We start from the raw sequence: 15451 nt of genomic DNA, 5'->3' as shown, positions 1-15451 counted from the left end.
AGCTCTACACCAACTCCGTCAGATCCACAATTCGGCTGATTTCATCCAGCGTGGTTTCGCCCTGACGTACCCATTTAAGGGCATTGTGCAACATCGGAGAAAATCCCTGATCAACCGCTTTTTGCAGAATCTGATACTGAGAGCCACCTTCCAGCAACAAGGCGTCCATTTCATCCGTAAAACGCAAGGTTTCCAAAATGGCCAAACGCCCGCGATACCCGGTATGGTTACAAGCCTCGCAACCAACCGGGCGATATTGCGCCACACTGTCTTCTGCCTTCAATCCCAATACTTCTTTTTCAAACGGCTCCGGTTCATAAGCCTCTTTGCACTGACCACACAGACGCCGGGCCAGTCGTTGTGCCACCACACCGATCAGATTGCCTGACAGAATGGAACGGGACATGCCGATGTCAAGCAAACGGGGAATCGCGCCAATGGCGGAGTTTGTGTGCAAAGTCGCATACACCTGATGCCCTGTCATGGCCGCACGCAGCGCCATTTCCGCCGTTTCACCATCGCGAATTTCCCCGACCAGAATGATGTCGGGGTCCTGTCGCATCAGGGCACGAATGCCTGCGGCAAAGGTCATGCCGATGTCTTCATTGACCTGAGTCTGACGAATGCGCTGCATCGGGTATTCCACCGGGTCTTCCAGCGTCATGATGTTGACCCCTTCCTCGTCTTTTTCACGAAGAACAGAATACAAGGTAGTGGTTTTCCCGGAACCGGTCGGCCCTGTAACCAGCAAAATCCCAGTCGGGCGCGACATCATGATTTTGAGTTCCTGGTAACTGTCCGGATCAAGCCCCAGATCATCCAATGGAATAATGCCCCGGTGACGGTCCAGTATTCGCAACACAAAGTTTTCGCCGTGGGTGCCCGGCAAAGAGGAGACACGAAAATCGATTTGCCGACCATGCACCACCAGATCCATATGCCCATCCTGCGGCAATCGCTGATCCGTCAAATCCAGATCGGCCATGACTTTCAGGCGCACCACCATCGCGGACCAGAAACTTTTATGCAACAATCGAACCTGGTGTAAAACCCCATCCAATCGGTAGCGAATGCGAATAAAATGCGCTTCCGGCTCAAAATGGATGTCAGAGGCTTCCTTTTTGACCGCATCGGTGAGAATATTATCGATCAGTCGCACCATCGGCTGAGAATATTCATCGTCCTCTGCCAGCGAGCTTAAATCCGCCTGCCCGGTTTCCAGCTCACGGATGATTCCGTCAATCGACAACTCGTAACCGTAAAAATGGTCAATGGCGCTTTGGATTTCATTTTCCACCACCAGAACCGGTTCCAGCTGCACCGGTTCGCCCCGGATATGACGCTTGATTTTATCCAACAGAAGGATGTCGTCCGGGTTAGACATCGCGACCTGAAGACGTTGACCCGAAAGACTGACTGGCATGACCATATTGGCACGCGCAAAAGGCTCGGAAATCAGATTCAAGGCTTCGGAGTCCGGCACCACACCCTGAAGACTCATCGACGAGTAGCCGACCGCATCGCCGACTACTTCGCGAGAGTCTTCTTCGGACAGGAAGTCCAGACGCACCAGCACTTCACCCAGTTTTTTACCGGTCAGTTTCTGTTCCGTCAGTGCAATGCGAAGCTGATCGGATGTGATATAGCCTTCATTGACCAGCTTGTCACCCAATCGGACCGGTTGTGCCACTTAGGACTCCTTTGACAAGAATTGGTTCAAAATGGCTAATCGTGCACGGATTTGCTCAGACTGATTTTCAGACAAACCGGTGTTCAAAGACTGTGCCTCACGATAATAGCGACGAGCCAACGTATATTTTCCCAAACGATCCAGACTGATCGCTAGATTAAGCGCGTAGCTGGCTTTTCTTGGTGCCAGCTCATAAGCTTTAAAAAAGTGTGACTGTGCATTGGGCCAGTCCCGATTACGCGCATAAAATTGACCTAGGGCCGCTTGCAGCTGGGGCATATCAGGCCATTTCCGGACCCAATCCTTAAGCTGGCGTGCTTGCGCTGGGGACTGGGCAAGGCTTCCAACCAGAGCCGCTCGCGCCGCCATGGCTTTTTCATGCCCAGGGTGCAACCGCAATACCTTTTGGTACCACTTCATGGCGCTCGCATAATCTCCTTCCTTAATGAAGGTTGCGGCCAGCCCCATCATGGCAACGGTACTTTCAGGGTTGCTGTTAAGGGATATTTTGTACTTTTGTCGTGCAGTTTCCCACTGACCTTTATGATAAGCCGCATGTGCCTGTTTCAACGTGTTGATTCCCTGCTCAGAACGAATGCGCAATCGTTGCTCGTTTTTTTTCGCTTTTTGCACACTCTCTGCCATTTCCTGTGATGACTGTTTTGTTGATACCTTCTGGTTTACCTTGTCTGGCTTGGTTTGCGTCGTTTCCTTTTTTCCAGCGCCAGACACTTTGGGGGAAGCCGGTGTTTTTGCTGCCACACGATCGGACGAACCAATTGGTTCGTCGACAACCGGTGCTTGACCCTTATCCTCAGATCGCTCAGCAACAAAAGCACTGTTTGAAGCACCCAAGGGGTCTGCAGACTCTGGAGAAGCTTGTTCGATTCCTGATTGCGGTTTTTCAGATTTAGGCAAAGGTAACTGATAACGCTTCAACTCTTGGTCCAGTTTTATCTGCGATTCATGGAAGTAAACATAGCCATATACAAACATCGCTGTCACAATCAGAAGACTGATAAGCACACCAAGAGTCCAACGATATCGCCGCTTGGGACGACGATGCCCCGACTGCATCAGATTCAACCATCGTTTGCCTTTTTGTTGACTTGAATTGGAAGAAGCTTCTTGCCCATAGCCGGGAATCTGGGAAAGACTCCAGTCATTTTTTTCCGTCGATGTCCTGACAGGATGAAGGACTTCAGGAAGAACAGAACTTTTCTCAGCTGGGGAACCCTTTGCCTCTGAGTCAGTTTCTAGTTGAGAGGAAGAAACCGATGAATCCGAATTTGCGTCTGAAGGAAATTTTTTTTCAGGTTCCACCGTATCATTTTGTTCGAACAAAGGCTGGTTTTCTTCTTTTGCATCCGACTTGAACTTTTCCGGTTCCGGGATGTTTTGATGACTTGCCTCCATTGCTAACCGGGTGTCCAGATCAAGGTGCTCACCCCTTGAGCCGGTCAAAACATCTTGCGGTTCGCTCGGAGCAAATGCCAACGTCTTCTCTGCTTCTGGAGCCGACTCGTCTTTATGTATTGCCTCCGCAGATGCCTGCTTCTCAGATCTATCATCCGGCTCATTGGACGGCAACTCACCGGATGCTTCCGATTGCTTTTTTTTCGTTTTCAATGTCAGAGGCGGTTCCGAGCCAGTCTCAGAAGATGGCTGCTTGGGAACTTTCAATTCAGCGGATAAAGTATCGGGGGCAGGTCGCTTATCAGGCTGCGTATCCGGAGCTGTGGATGGTTTTTGGGGTTCAGAACCCATCATAGGCTCGGATAGGGGAGGATGGTCTTTACCAAGGGTCTGAGTCATGGCTTCTCGGCTGGGATTTGGCGTTTTCACCTCCCCCGTTGGCGCGGCCGCCGTTTCTGCCTCTCGCTTTTTGTCGTCGGCGGCTTTTTTTAACGCTTCCAACAACACGCTCATTGAGATCGTCCCTGGTTGAGCCGCTCAGCCACAGGGCTATCTCTCATGGAACGCGTCTGCATCATTGGTCTGAACGCTTTTAGATCACCGTGCTCAATATCTGGATTCTTAACAATGGTCGGGCGAATAAAAATGATGAGTTCGGTTTTTCTTTGTACTTTTTCCTGGTAATCAAACGCCGGACCGATGAACGGCAAATGCTTCAACCCCGGCACGCCCGAGTCAACATCGTTCAGAGAGTCCTGAATCAATCCGCCGATCACCGCTGTCTGCTGATCAAGCAATCGAAGCACGGAATCCATTTCTCTTTCCCGAATAATCGGCACTTTACTCTCAACCCCGGCATTAGCGAGCTCCGGATTGGGGTCATCCTTGAAATCAATGATACTGGTCAATGTCGGCCGGACATTCAGCGTTACGCGGTCATTATTGACAAATGGGGTGACATGCATCATGAAGCCGACCGGAACACTGTGAAGGTTCGTTTCAAACGTGGTGACTCCAGCACTGGTCGTGGTAGCGGCTTCACGATTGACCTCAAGAGTGAAATAAACCTCATTTTTCACGACTTTTAACAAAGCGGTCTGGTTATTCATTGCCATGATTTTGGGACTGGAAAGGACTTTGGCATCGCCAAACCGCTCTAGAAAGCGCACGCCCAAGTCAAAATCCCAGTTAAAACGCATGAAATTGACATTCAGATTGGGCTCAACACTGTTGTTATTGCCAACAATCGTGTTTGCTGCGCTGGAAGAGGTGTTAGCGGACTCGTTGAACACAGACCAGTCAATACCGGCTTGATACTCATCACTTAATTCAACTTCAACAACGGTTGCTTCAATCAGAACCTGACGGTTGGTCCGCTCGGTCAACTGATCTAAAAAGGCCTGAATCTGCTGGTGAGATTTTTGGGTCGCAAACGCACTGATCAACCCGCCCTCCTTATGCAGAACCACCCTTGAGCGCTCAGAGGGCTGGGGAGCAGAGTCTGATTGCGGCGAACGCTCTGCCGACGAATCATCACGATTCACAACGGTTGACAGAGGCGCACTGGAATCTTGTGCAACCATGGCTTGAAGGCTCTCTTCCAAGCTCCGCCAAAAACTTTGTTCGGAAGCGGTTTCCAAACGAAACTCGCTGTTTCCGCTTTGCTGACCAGCGGTCTCATCGACCACATTCCCCACAGACATGTTCATCACAGTCGTATCTTGGATATTTTTGACAATGTTGACATAATCGATTTCATAACTATGCCAATAGGGACTGTCAGGGCGAATGACGATGGCATTATTGTTATGGGAATAGACCGCATCTACCTGGGAAACAATTCTTTGTAAAATATTGTTGAGAGGCTGATCAATCGCATTCAGCGTCACCTCTCCTTTCACCGACTGATGAATATCAAACTCTTGGCCTGCATCCTCTGCTAACTGCAGCATCAGCTCCTGAACCGGAACATTCAGAGCAGACACACTATAAAGCTTGCTGCTATCAACCTCATCCAACCCCGGATGGATGGGATCAAAATCAGAAAGATCGGGAATAGGCGTTTCAGCAGTCTCCGGTACGGTTTTATCCTGCTGTAAATGCCCGACGGGGGTGAAACGCTCTACTTTTTCCGGGCCACTGGGTCTTTGGTCGACACTTTGACAACCAGACTGGCCAATCAGGCCCGACAGAACCAAAAGCAATAACGTGCGCTGTAACATAAATTAAAAAGACTTTTTATTGTATTGAATCAGAGTGCTTACGGCATTTTGGAATACCACCATTTTCTCGCAGGGCAAGCCATTTCAAGCAAGAACCAGACCGACTGTAAACCTCTTTTTTCATGAAAGTTTACGCTCGGTTGAGGCGCCTTCTCCATACCGTTTAGTTTTTTGCGATTATAGCACGCACTTCCTTGACAGTAAGGGTTTGCGCCAAGGAAGCATCGGTCAGCATTTTCAGTTGACGTGCTTTGGCCTTCAGCGAAGCAGGGTTCGAAGTTCTCGGGTCGTAAACCAGTCGATATTGAGCTTTTTTGTGGCTCTTATTCAAAGGCTTAATCACAGCATACACATGCTCCCGGTTCTCCCAACTCAACCGTTGCATCAAATGATCGTAAACGTCTGGAAAACTCGAAACCGAAGCAACGCCAAGGACAATCAACGGAGTTTGATCCGAAGCCTCAAGCAAATATTCACGTAAACGCTCATGCAACGTAAGCAATGTTAGCAACTTCGCCGAAGGGACCCCCAGCCGCTCGGCCCAAGCAGGATAGTTCTCACCCAGCTCCTGAGGCGTCAGCAAGTTTTCTTCGGTTTTATCAGATTCAGCCCCTGCAGAGCCCGGTTCCACTGATGCTTGCTCTAGCACTGGCTTCTTCTTTTCGGATGGCTTTGGAACGCCCTCGTTCAAGACGTCCTTCTCCCCTGAAGGCGCTCCTTTTTGAGCCCTCTCCTCGAGGGAAGAAGGCGCTTCTTCAGGGACAGGTTTTTTCAGACTTGTCTGCTCGGTTTTAGTCTGGTTTTGGACAGGATCGGGTTCATCGTCTGAGTGATTAATTACTGTTTCTTGTTGATCCGCGATTGGCTGTGATGCCTCCCCTCCATGCAACCACTCTCTAACAGGGTCCGTGTTCACAAAATACGCTGAAGCGATCAAAGCCAAGCCTGCCAACAGGCTAACGACCAAGACCTTCCCTCCAGAGAAGCTGGAAAGACCCACTTCACGAAAATGTTTGGGCTTCAAGCGTTTGTCTTCGGTAGAAAACACCGCCATCAGCAGCTTGTCAGCCATCAAGTTAATTGATCGAGGCAGCCCCCCTGTTGCCTTCTGAATTTTTCGTGCCGTTTGATCATTGAAAAAATCCGAATGTAAGTATCCTGCAATACGCATTCGATAATTCAAATATTCTTTTACTTCTTTGGGTTTCAGGGGCTGTACCGTCACATTACAGGCAATACGATCTTTCAGAGGACGCATTGATGCTGCTTCCAGTGTTTTGTCCAGTTCCGGCTGTCCAAAAAGCACCACTTGCAACAGTTTATCCCATTCCGTTTCCAGGTTACCCAGCAACCGAATTTCCTCCAGCGCGTCCAAGGTTAAGGCCTGAGCTTCATCCACCAGCATGACCACACGCTGGTCGGCCTGGTATCTTTCAATCAGCGCCTTCTGGATCAGACCGAGCAAGTCCGCTTTGTTTTCCTGCCCCGACAGAGTGATTGAAAGTTCCGCACAAATGACGCGCAAAATATCCATTGGACTTAAATTCGGCGCTGACAAATAGACAATCTGATAATCGCCAGACAATCGCTGGGTCAACAGGCGCAACAGCATGGTTTTCCCCACACCGACCGCACCGGAGACTTTCACCACCGCATCCCCCCGAGCAATCGCATACTGGAGTGCTTCCACCACGGCCTCGCGCGAGGCTTGACGGAAAAAGAACCCCAAGTCCGGCGTCAACTTAAAAGGCCATTTATGCAGCCCGAAATAAGATAAATACATGTGTATCCAGAATTCAGTTTTGTGACAATTTTTTCATTCTAACTGCTAAGCGGCGCAAACTCACCTGAAAACTTGATCTGAAACAGCTATGCTCAAGGAAAGAGAAAAACAGACTTGAATCACCAGGCCTGGTCAAAAAGACACTTTTCAGACACAAAAAAACCTGCACGAGGCAGGCTTTTTTGCTTCGAACAAACAGAAAGAAATCAGTTCTTTTCCTGATCCACAATCTTGTTGTCAGAAATCCATGGCATCATGCCACGCAATTTACGACCGACCACTTCAATCGGGTGCTCTTCGTTCAAACGACGTTGAGCCGTCATGGATGGGTAGTTGGTCTGACCTTCCAGAATAAAGCGCTTCGCGTACTCACCTGTCTGAATGTTTTTCAGCGCTTCACGCATGGCCTGACGTGACTCGTCGTTGATCACTTGCGGTCCGGTCACATACTCACCGTACTCGGCGTTGTTGGAAATGGAGTAGTTCATGTTGGCGATGCCGCCTTCGTACATCAAGTCAACGATCAGCTTCAACTCGTGCAGACACTCAAAATAAGCCATTTCCGGCTCATACCCTGCTTCCGTCAGCGTCTCGAAACCGGCTTTGACCAGCTCAACCGCGCCGCCACACAAAACGGCCTGCTCACCGAACAAATCCGTCTCACACTCGTCGCGGAAGGTGGTTTCAATGATGCCGGTGCGCCCGCCACCGATGGCTGAGGCATATGACAGGGCAATTTCCTTGGCCTGACCGGAAGCATCCTGCTCCACGGCGATCAAATCAGGGATACCCCCACCACGCACGAATTCAGTGCGCACAGTATGACCCGGCGCCTTGGGCGCAATCATGATCACATCCAAGTCTTTGCGTGGTTCAATCTGGTTGTAGATAATGGCAAAGCCATGGGCAAACGCCAAAACAGCGCCCTGCTTGATGTTGGGCTCAATGTCATTTTTGTACAAATCAGACTGAAATTCATCCGGGGTCAGGATCATCACCACATCACTGGCGGCAACCGCTTCCGCAACGGATGCGGTTTTCAGACCATAGCCTTCCGCTTTTTTGACGGAAGAAGAGCCCGGACGCAAACCAACCACGACGTCCACACCGGAATCCTGCAGGTTGGTGGCGTGAGCGTGCCCCTGGGAGCCAAATCCAATGATGGCCACTTTTTTGTTTTTAATAATGGACTGGTCACAATCCTTGTCGTAATACACTTGCATATTGATTTCCTTTACTGATGGCAATTGCCGATTCGTTTTTAAAAAAATAGCTGAACGTTCAAAGGCGCGGCTTGATCAGATGTGCAGAGATTTTTCTCCTCGCATCAGCCCAACGGCCCCTGAGCGTACAATCTCGATAATCAATCCTTTGTCCAGCGCTTCAATGAAGGCATCCAATTTCTGGCTTTCGCCGGCAAGCTGGACGGTGTAGACCTGCTGGGTCACATCCACAATCGTGCCACGGAAAATATCGCTCAAACGTTTGATTTCTTCGCGCATGGCACCGGTCGCCCGCAACTTCACCATCATCAACTCGCGCTCGATGTGATCCCCTTCTGTGATATCCACCACTTTAATCACATCAATCAAGCGATTCAGATGCTTGACGATCTGCTCGATCTGCTGGTCGTTTCCACTGGTTACCAGCGTCAGACGGGAAATACTCCCCTCATCCGTGGGCGCTACCGTCAGGGCGTGGATATTATACCCTCGGGCCGAAAAAAGACCGGACACACGGGACAGCGCACCGGACTCGTTTTCTATCAACATGGAAATAATGTGTCGCATGAGTTACCTGCTTTGTTCAGTTGATCACGGTTAGCCCAGCGGGCTTAAACCAAAATCATTTCGTCGAGACCGGCTCCGGCCGGAATCATCGGATAGACGTTTTCCTGCTGATCGGTGATCACATCAATGAACACGAATCGGTCTTTGTACTTCTCGGAAAACGCTTCTTCCAGTTGAGCCTGCATGGTTTCAGGGTCATCAATCCGAATCCCCACATGCCCATAGGCTTCGACCAGCTTGACAAAATCGGGCAGCGAATCCATGTAGGACATGGAATAGCGACGATCGTAAAAGAACTCCTGCCACTGACGCACCATGCCCAGAAAACCGTTATTCAGACACAAGACCTTGATTGGCAAGCCATACTGCAGACAGGTCGATAATTCCTGAATATTCATCTGAATCGACCCTTCGCCGGTCACACAGACCACCGTCGCATCGGGGTAAGCGGCCTGAACGCCCATGGCAGCAGGCAAGCCAAAGCCCATAGTGCCCAGACCACCGGAGTTAATCCAACGACGCGGCTTGTTGAATTTGTAATACTGCGCCGCAAACATCTGGTGCTGCCCCACATCCGAGGTCACGTAAGCCTCGCCTTCGGTGATGCGCCAGACCGCTTCCATCGCTGTCTGCGGCTTGATTTTATGCCCGATTTGCTCATAGCGCAGGCAGTTGGTTGAGCGCCAGGCTTCAATCTGCTTCCACCAGTCCGACAACGCATCCTGGTCCGGTGTCATTTTGTGCTTTTTAAGCAGTGACACCATTTTTTCCAGCACCTGCTTTACCGGCCCGACAATTGGGATATCCACCACCACGTTTTTGGAAATGGAAGCTGGATCAATGTCGACATGCACGACTTTGGCATTGGGGCAGAATTTTTCCAGGTTCCCCGTCACTCGGTCATCGAATCGTGCGCCAATCGCAATGATCAGGTCAGAGTTATGCATGCTCAAGTTGGCTTCATAAGTGCCATGCATCCCCAGCATGCCCACAAACTGTTTGTCTTCGGCCGGATAACCGCCAAGCCCCATCAGGGTATTGGTCACCGGGTAGCCCAAATGACGCGCCAGTTCGGTCAGCGCCTCTGAGGCACCGCCCAATACCACGCCACCGCCCGTGTAAATAATGGGACGCTTGGCGGACACCATCATGTCAATGGCTTTTTTGATCTGACCACTGTGCCCTTTGGTGATGGGCTCGTAGGAACGCAGACTGACTGATTTTGGATACTGATAATCGGTTTTGGCGTTTTGAATGTCTTTGGGGATATCCACCACCACCGGCCCCGGTCGCCCGGTGGTCGCGATGTAAAAGGCCTTTTTCAGCGTCATTGCCAGATCATTCACATCTTTAACCAGGAAGTTGTGCTTCACAATCGGGCGAGTGATCCCGACCGTATCGATCTCCTGAAACGCATCCAGACCGATCATGTTCGAAGCAACCTGGCCGGTGATCACCACCATCGGAATCGAATCCATGTAAGCGGTCGCAATCCCTGTCACGGTATTGGTCGCACCCGGCCCCGAGGTCACCAGCGACACACCGGGCAACCCGGTCGAACGCGCAAAGCCGTCCGCCGCGTGCACCGCCGCCTGCTCATGACGCACCAGCACATGCTTGAGCTTTTTGGCATCGGTATCCAGGGCATCGTAGATTGGCAGGGCCGCGCCGCCGGGATACCCCCAGACCAGCTCAACGCCCTCGTCTTCCAGAAAGTGGACCAGAATCTGGGCACCGGTTAATTCCACACCAACGTCCTCCGTCATCGTGTACGACCAAATCCTTGATTTGCGCCGAAAAAACAAGGGTGCCTAACCGACACCCTCAAAAAATTCTGAGTAAAAAGCGAAATTATAACCAAATTACGCCGCACTGGGAAGCCGCGGCGCGATCATAATACCTGAGTCAAATGGTAGGAAATTCAGACAGAAAACGCAAGCGCTCAAGCCATCAAAGCTTGAACAGATGGGCCCGATAATGCTTCAGCTCGGCGATGGATTCATAAATATCCTCCAGCGCCAAGTGCGCCGCTTTTTTTTCAAACGACTGGTAAACCGGCGGCACCCAGCGCTTAGCAAGCTCCTTGAGTGAGGACACATCCAGATTTCGATAATGGAAAAACGCTTCCAGTTCCGGCATTTGCTCAATCAGAAAGCGACGGTCCTGACAGATGCTGTTCCCACACATGGGCGACTTGCCTTTGGGCACCCATTCGCGCAAAAACGCCAGCGTTGCCTGCTCCGCCTCCGCCATGGTCACCTCGCTTTCAAGCACCCGCTGGGTTAATCCCGAAGCGCCGTGATGACGCGTACACCAATCGTCCATGGCATCCAACGCGGACTTCGGTGTCTGGATCGCCAGAACCGGCCCCTCGGCCAGCACGGTCAAATCGGCATCCGTGACCACGCAAGCGATTTCAATGATCCGATCGCAACGATGATCCAACCCCGTCATTTCCAGATCCAACCAAATCAGATGATTGTCGGACTTGCCTTGTGAAACCAGCGTTCGCCCCGTCATTGATTGCGCCATGCCATCCCTTTCTTAAAATTTTACCCGATAACGTTTATGGCGCTATCTTACCCCTATCCGAACGCCTGCTCAAACCGATTCCCTCGCGCCGTGACGGGTTCAATTGCGTTTCAGTCAAGGCACACGTAAAATTCAGCCTCACTGACCTTATCAACACGGACACCTTTTTCATGGCACAACCGGAACTCCACAACTGGCTGACAACCCTGTTTCTGCTGGCATTGGCCGCCCACCTGATGATCGAAGTCTGGCTCAACATCAAAAACCAGTTTCATATCGGTCGGCATCGAGAAGCGGTGCCCAGTGAATTTGCTCAAACCATTTCCCTGAGTGACCACCAGAAAGCGGCCGATTACACGCGAGCCAAACTTCAGCTCAACCGCTATGTTCTTTTCTATGACGCCGCCATTCTGGTCCTGATGACCCTGGGCGGCGGTTTCCAACAACTGTATGACGCCTGGCTGACCACCGACCTGACCGAGATCTGGCGAGAAATCGGCTTTCTGCTGTCTACCTTCTGGTTGCTGTCCGTTCTCAACCTGCCGTTCAGCTATCTGCGTACCTTCAAAATCGAAGAAGCCTTTGGCTTTAACCGCATGACAATGGGCCAATTTCTCTCCGACCTGCTCAAACAATGGGCCCTTGGACTGGCACTGGGCCTACCGGTTCTGTGGGCCATTTTGAGCGTCATGCACACCTATTTTGACCAGGCCTGGTGGTTTTACACCTGGCTGATCTGGATTGCTTTCAATCTGTTTTTACTCTGGGCCTACCCCAAATGGATCGCCCCGCTTTTCAACCGCTTCACCCCCCTGGAAGACGGGGAAATGAAACAACGGATCGAGGCATTACTGGCTCGCACCGGTTTTGAATCCAATGGCATTTATGTCATGGACGGCTCTTCGCGCAGCGGCCACGGCAATGCCTATTTCACCGGCTTTGGCAAAAACAAACGCATTGTGTTTTTCGACACGTTGCTGGACAAACTCACCCCCGAAGAAGTCGAAGCGGTTCTGGCCCATGAACTGGGGCATTACAAAGAAGGGCACATCAAAAAACGCCTCGTCTGGTCTTTCGGACTGAGCCTCGCTGGCCTGGCCCTGCTTGGCTGGCTGGCGCAAACGTCGGACTTCTACCATGGACTGGGCATGACCACCCAGACACCGGCCACCGCCCTGCTTCTGTTTGCCACAGCCATTCCGGTGCTGTTCTTTTTCCTGGGCCCGCTCAGCGCCCTCAAAAGTCGCCAGCACGAATACGAAGCCGATGCATTTGCCGCCAGACAGGTCGGGCCCAACGCTCTGATTCAGGCGCTGGTCAAACTCTATCGCGACAACGCCAGCAGCCTGACTCCCGCACCGGCCTACTCGGCCTGGCACGACAGTCACCCACCGGCCAAGCTTCGCATCGATCACCTCAAACGCTTTCAAGCGTCTGATGCCACGCCGTCATAAGGAGACTCAGACATGACCACTATCAAAAATCTGGCAGAAAGCCACTGCGAACCCATTCAACCGGATGCCAAAGGCCTGATCATCCCGACCGTCGAAAGCTATCTCTCACAAATGGACGGCTGGGAAGCGCCATTGAATTATAAAAGCCTCTACAAAACGTTTCGCTTCAAAAACTACCTGCAGACGGTGCATTTCGTCAATGCGGTCACCTGGATCGCACAACAGGAAGACCACCACCCACGTTTGTGCTTTGACTACAACACCTGCAAGGTGGAGCTGAGCACCCACGTCATCAAAGGCCTGAGCCAGAACGACTTCATCCTCGCGGCCAAAATCGACGCGCTGTTTGACTGACACATGGCGCAACGCAAACTCAGCAAACAACAAAAGCGCCGTTTGCAGAAACGGCGCCTGAAACCTGCCACAAACAACGCAGCCCAGGGTGAATCGGTCGATGGTCCCGAGCAAGCTGGGCAGGTGATCACCCACCACGGACGTAGTGTCCTGATCGAAAACCCACAGGGCGATCTGATCCAGTGCGCGATTCGCCAAAACCTGGGGAAACTGGTCGCGGGGGATCGCGTTTTCTGGCAACCCAGCACCGAGTCCGGCACAGGAGTCGTCACCGCACTCCAGCCTCGAGAAAGCCTGATGACCCGACCCGGATTTCGGGGCCAGACCCGCATGATTGCCGCCAACATCGACCGACTGGTGATCACACTGGGAGTGGAACCCGGCATCCACCCGGACGCGATTGACCGCTATCTGGTGGCGGCCTGGCAACAGAAACTGCCCTCTCTGCTTGTGATCAATAAAATGGATCTGGCCGACACCCCGGAACACCAGTCACTGATTCTGTCCCAACTGGCGCCCTATCCAGACTTGGTCAACCCGGGCAACCCACGCGCCCTGCAAGGCATTCATTTTATCTCCACGCAACAGGGCACGGGACTGGAAGAACTGCAGGCGGACCTGAACAACCACACCAGCGTCATCGTCGGCCCCTCGGGCGCAGGCAAGTCGTCTCTAATCAAAGCGTTGATTCCGGATTTGCCCATTCGGATTCAGAGCCTGTCCGACGCCACGGGCCTGGGCAAACACACCACCAGCAACAGTGTGCTTTATCACCTGCCGCAACAAGACGGCCAGCTGATTGACTCCCCGGGCGTGCGTCAGTTTGACCCGGACCCCATGCCGCTGCATGAGCTCGAACAAGCCTACCCGGATTTTTATCCGTTTCTGGGACAGTGTCGATTTGATGACTGCACGCACCAGCACGAACCCCATTGCGCCATTCGCCGGGCGGTGGAAGAGGACGCCATTGCCTACAGCCGTTACCAAAGCTTTCAGCGATTACTCAACGGCTAAAGGGGCTCAGGCGGTCACAATCAGAGAGAGCCCATACAGGAGCCCGGCGGCGGCCAGCAACGTGCCCACCCAAAACAAAAATACCCAGCCGATGTTCATCGGGCGACCCGCCAGTTTCAGCAGATACCAGCTGCCCAACGTTAACAGCATCACCAGCGCCCAAAACTTGATAATCGTCAGCATGACTTCGCTCCTCCGTTTGACCCTATTCTATCGCAGTTCGACCTGGTTTCAGTGATTCGATACGAGTCATACTTTGGTCAATCTCCCTTCAAACTTCCAGCTTGACTAAGTTGCCGCTTTGCATTGTAATATGCACAGGTTTAAACCTAAATTGTGACAAGGTGCTTAGGAGAGTACAAAATGAAAAAACTACTATTGGCTATCACAGCAACTTCTTTGATGACTCTGGGTTCCGCTCAGGCGGCAAGCGCAGAAGCTGGCAAGTCTGCTTATTCAACCTGTGTTGGCTGTCACGGTGCAGCAGGTGAAGGCGGTGTTGGTCCGGCTCTGGCGGGTCGTGACACAGCGGAAATCGCTGACCTGCTGAAAAAATACCGTGCCGGTGAACAAGTCGGTCCAATGACTTCCATGATGGCACCGATGGCAGCGAACCTGTCTGACGCCGACATCGAAAACATTGCTGCTTACGTCAACACTCTGTAAGCTACTGTTTCAAACAGGTTTCAAGCCTGTCTGAAAACCAGAAAAGCCGCCTCCGTGCGGCTTTTTTTATCTCAGCTTAAACTTGACCCGGGCGCCTGAATCAGCTTAAATATTATGCTTATCCAAAGCCTGTAACCACCCTGAGGGATCTAAGCTTATGAACGTTCGAATTGCCTCGGCCCTGGCCGGCCTGATGACCCTATTCAGTTTTTCACCTATGGCCACGGCGGCTGACAAGCCAGCCAAAGCCCAAACGTGTGTCGGCTGTCACGGCCCGAATGGCAACAGTCTGGTTCCGACTTATCCCAAGTTGGCCGGTCAGCATGCCGCTTATTTGGAAAAATCACTCAAAGACTTCCGCGACGGCCATCGCAAGAACGCCACCATGGAACCGTTTGCAAAAGGTCTGACCGATGAGGAAATCAAAGCGCTGGCTGACTATTACGCAGCCCAGACCCAATCCTGATTGGCAAAGCGCTTCAAACCTTTTGTTCGGCCGGTGCGCATCGGGACACCCGATTGCCCGGCCG

14 protein-coding genes are annotated in these 15451 nt (G+C 51.9%); 5 read left to right on the top strand and 9 right to left on the bottom strand.

All coding sequences use genetic code 11. The features are described from left to right. Positions 1-4: 4 nt before the first annotated feature. The 8 genes from AVO41_RS02775 to orn form a co-directional block, all read right to left on the bottom strand. Complete coding sequence (locus AVO41_RS02775) at positions 5-1690, bottom strand: GspE/PulE family protein (RefSeq protein WP_068582233.1); 1686 nt, start codon at positions 1688-1690, stop codon at positions 5-7. Then, positions 1691-3619, bottom strand: a complete 1929-nt coding sequence (locus AVO41_RS02770) for a tetratricopeptide repeat protein (RefSeq protein ID WP_068582232.1) — start codon at positions 3617-3619, stop codon at positions 1691-1693. It lies immediately after the preceding gene. Beyond that, positions 3616-5328, bottom strand: a complete 1713-nt coding sequence (locus AVO41_RS02765) for a type II secretion system protein GspD (RefSeq protein WP_068582231.1) — start codon at positions 5326-5328, stop codon at positions 3616-3618. Before AVO41_RS02765 ends, AVO41_RS02770 begins: the two co-directional genes overlap by 4 nt. 163 nt (positions 5329-5491) lie before the next feature. Next, complete coding sequence (locus AVO41_RS02760; protein ID WP_068582229.1) at positions 5492-7111, bottom strand: ExeA family protein; 1620 nt, start codon at positions 7109-7111, stop codon at positions 5492-5494. 206 nt (positions 7112-7317) lie between these two features. Then, entirely contained in the window at positions 7318-8382 is a 1065-nt protein-coding gene (gene ilvC / locus AVO41_RS02755) for a ketol-acid reductoisomerase (RefSeq protein ID WP_369793273.1), read from the bottom strand. A gap of 27 nt (positions 8383-8409) precedes the next feature. Beyond that, the gene (gene ilvN / locus AVO41_RS02750) at positions 8410-8901 is read right to left on the bottom strand and encodes an acetolactate synthase small subunit (RefSeq protein WP_068582225.1); all 492 of its coding nucleotides are present in this window, start codon (positions 8899-8901) and stop codon (positions 8410-8412) included. A 44-nt stretch (positions 8902-8945) separates the two neighbouring features. Beyond that, the gene (locus AVO41_RS02745; RefSeq protein WP_201022844.1) at positions 8946-10649 is read right to left on the bottom strand and encodes an acetolactate synthase 3 large subunit; all 1704 of its coding nucleotides are present in this window, start codon (positions 10647-10649) and stop codon (positions 8946-8948) included. 202 nt (positions 10650-10851) lie between these two features. Further along, positions 10852-11433, bottom strand: a complete 582-nt coding sequence (orn, locus tag AVO41_RS02740) for an oligoribonuclease (protein ID WP_082676450.1) — start codon at positions 11431-11433, stop codon at positions 10852-10854. Positions 11434-11603: 170 nt separating this feature from the next. Between orn and AVO41_RS02735 the strand changes: the two genes are divergently transcribed. The 3 genes from AVO41_RS02735 to rsgA are packed head-to-tail and all read left to right on the top strand — an operon-like array spanning position 11604 to position 14255. Beyond that, the gene (locus AVO41_RS02735; protein ID WP_068582219.1) at positions 11604-12887 is read left to right on the top strand and encodes a M48 family metallopeptidase; all 1284 of its coding nucleotides are present in this window, start codon (positions 11604-11606) and stop codon (positions 12885-12887) included. 12 nt (positions 12888-12899) lie between these two features. Beyond that, positions 12900-13241 (top strand): 4a-hydroxytetrahydrobiopterin dehydratase, encoded by a 342-nt coding sequence (locus AVO41_RS02730; protein WP_068582216.1) that lies wholly within the window; start codon positions 12900-12902, stop codon positions 13239-13241. A 3-nt stretch (positions 13242-13244) separates the two neighbouring features. Beyond that, positions 13245-14255, top strand: coding sequence for a ribosome small subunit-dependent GTPase A (gene rsgA / locus AVO41_RS02725; protein ID WP_068582214.1), 1011 nt, complete (start codon positions 13245-13247; stop codon positions 14253-14255). Between the two features lie 6 nt (positions 14256-14261). On the opposite strand, the gene AVO41_RS10745 is transcribed toward rsgA, so the two are convergent. Beyond that, entirely contained in the window at positions 14262-14438 is a 177-nt protein-coding gene (locus AVO41_RS10745) for a hypothetical protein (protein ID WP_160326778.1), read from the bottom strand. A gap of 180 nt (positions 14439-14618) precedes the next feature. Here AVO41_RS10745 and AVO41_RS02720 point away from each other — a divergent pair, with 180 nt between their 5' ends. Together AVO41_RS02720 and AVO41_RS02715 are read left to right on the top strand one after the other, a co-directional pair. Further along, the gene (locus AVO41_RS02720; RefSeq protein ID WP_068582212.1) at positions 14619-14921 is read left to right on the top strand and encodes a c-type cytochrome; all 303 of its coding nucleotides are present in this window, start codon (positions 14619-14621) and stop codon (positions 14919-14921) included. 157 nt (positions 14922-15078) lie between these two features. After that, a complete protein-coding gene (locus AVO41_RS02715; RefSeq protein ID WP_068582210.1) occupies positions 15079-15387 on the top strand; it encodes a cytochrome c in 309 nt (102 codons plus the stop codon). Positions 15388-15451: the final 64 nt, after the last annotated feature.

Origin of the sequence: Thiomicrospira sp. WB1, assembly GCF_001507535.1 — a bacterium.
Lineage (GTDB): Bacteria > Pseudomonadota > Gammaproteobacteria > Thiomicrospirales > Thiomicrospiraceae > Hydrogenovibrio.
This window is presented reverse-complemented; position numbering and strand designations above follow the sequence as displayed.

Coding starts and splice junctions, on each gene's coding strand:
- AVO41_RS02770 (WP_068582232.1), bottom strand. CDS start 3,619: ATGAGCGTGTTGTTGGAAGCGTTAAAAAAAGCCGCCGACGACAAAAAG.
- AVO41_RS02765 (WP_068582231.1), bottom strand. CDS start 5,328: ATGTTACAGCGCACGTTATTGCTTTTGGTTCTGTCGGGCCTGATTGGC.
- AVO41_RS02760 (WP_068582229.1), bottom strand. CDS start 7,111: ATGTATTTATCTTATTTCGGGCTGCATAAATGGCCTTTTAAGTTGACG.
- ilvN (WP_068582225.1), bottom strand. CDS start 8,901: ATGCGACACATTATTTCCATGTTGATAGAAAACGAGTCCGGTGCGCTG.
- orn (WP_082676450.1), bottom strand. CDS start 11,433: ATGGCGCAATCAATGACGGGGCGAACGCTGGTTTCACAAGGCAAGTCC.
- AVO41_RS02735 (WP_068582219.1), top strand. CDS start 11,604: ATGGCACAACCGGAACTCCACAACTGGCTGACAACCCTGTTTCTGCTG.
- AVO41_RS02730 (WP_068582216.1), top strand. CDS start 12,900: ATGACCACTATCAAAAATCTGGCAGAAAGCCACTGCGAACCCATTCAA.
- rsgA (WP_068582214.1), top strand. CDS start 13,245: ATGGCGCAACGCAAACTCAGCAAACAACAAAAGCGCCGTTTGCAGAAA.
- AVO41_RS10745 (WP_160326778.1), bottom strand. CDS start 14,438: ATGCTGACGATTATCAAGTTTTGGGCGCTGGTGATGCTGTTAACGTTG.
- AVO41_RS02720 (WP_068582212.1), top strand. CDS start 14,619: ATGAAAAAACTACTATTGGCTATCACAGCAACTTCTTTGATGACTCTG.
- AVO41_RS02715 (WP_068582210.1), top strand. CDS start 15,079: ATGAACGTTCGAATTGCCTCGGCCCTGGCCGGCCTGATGACCCTATTC.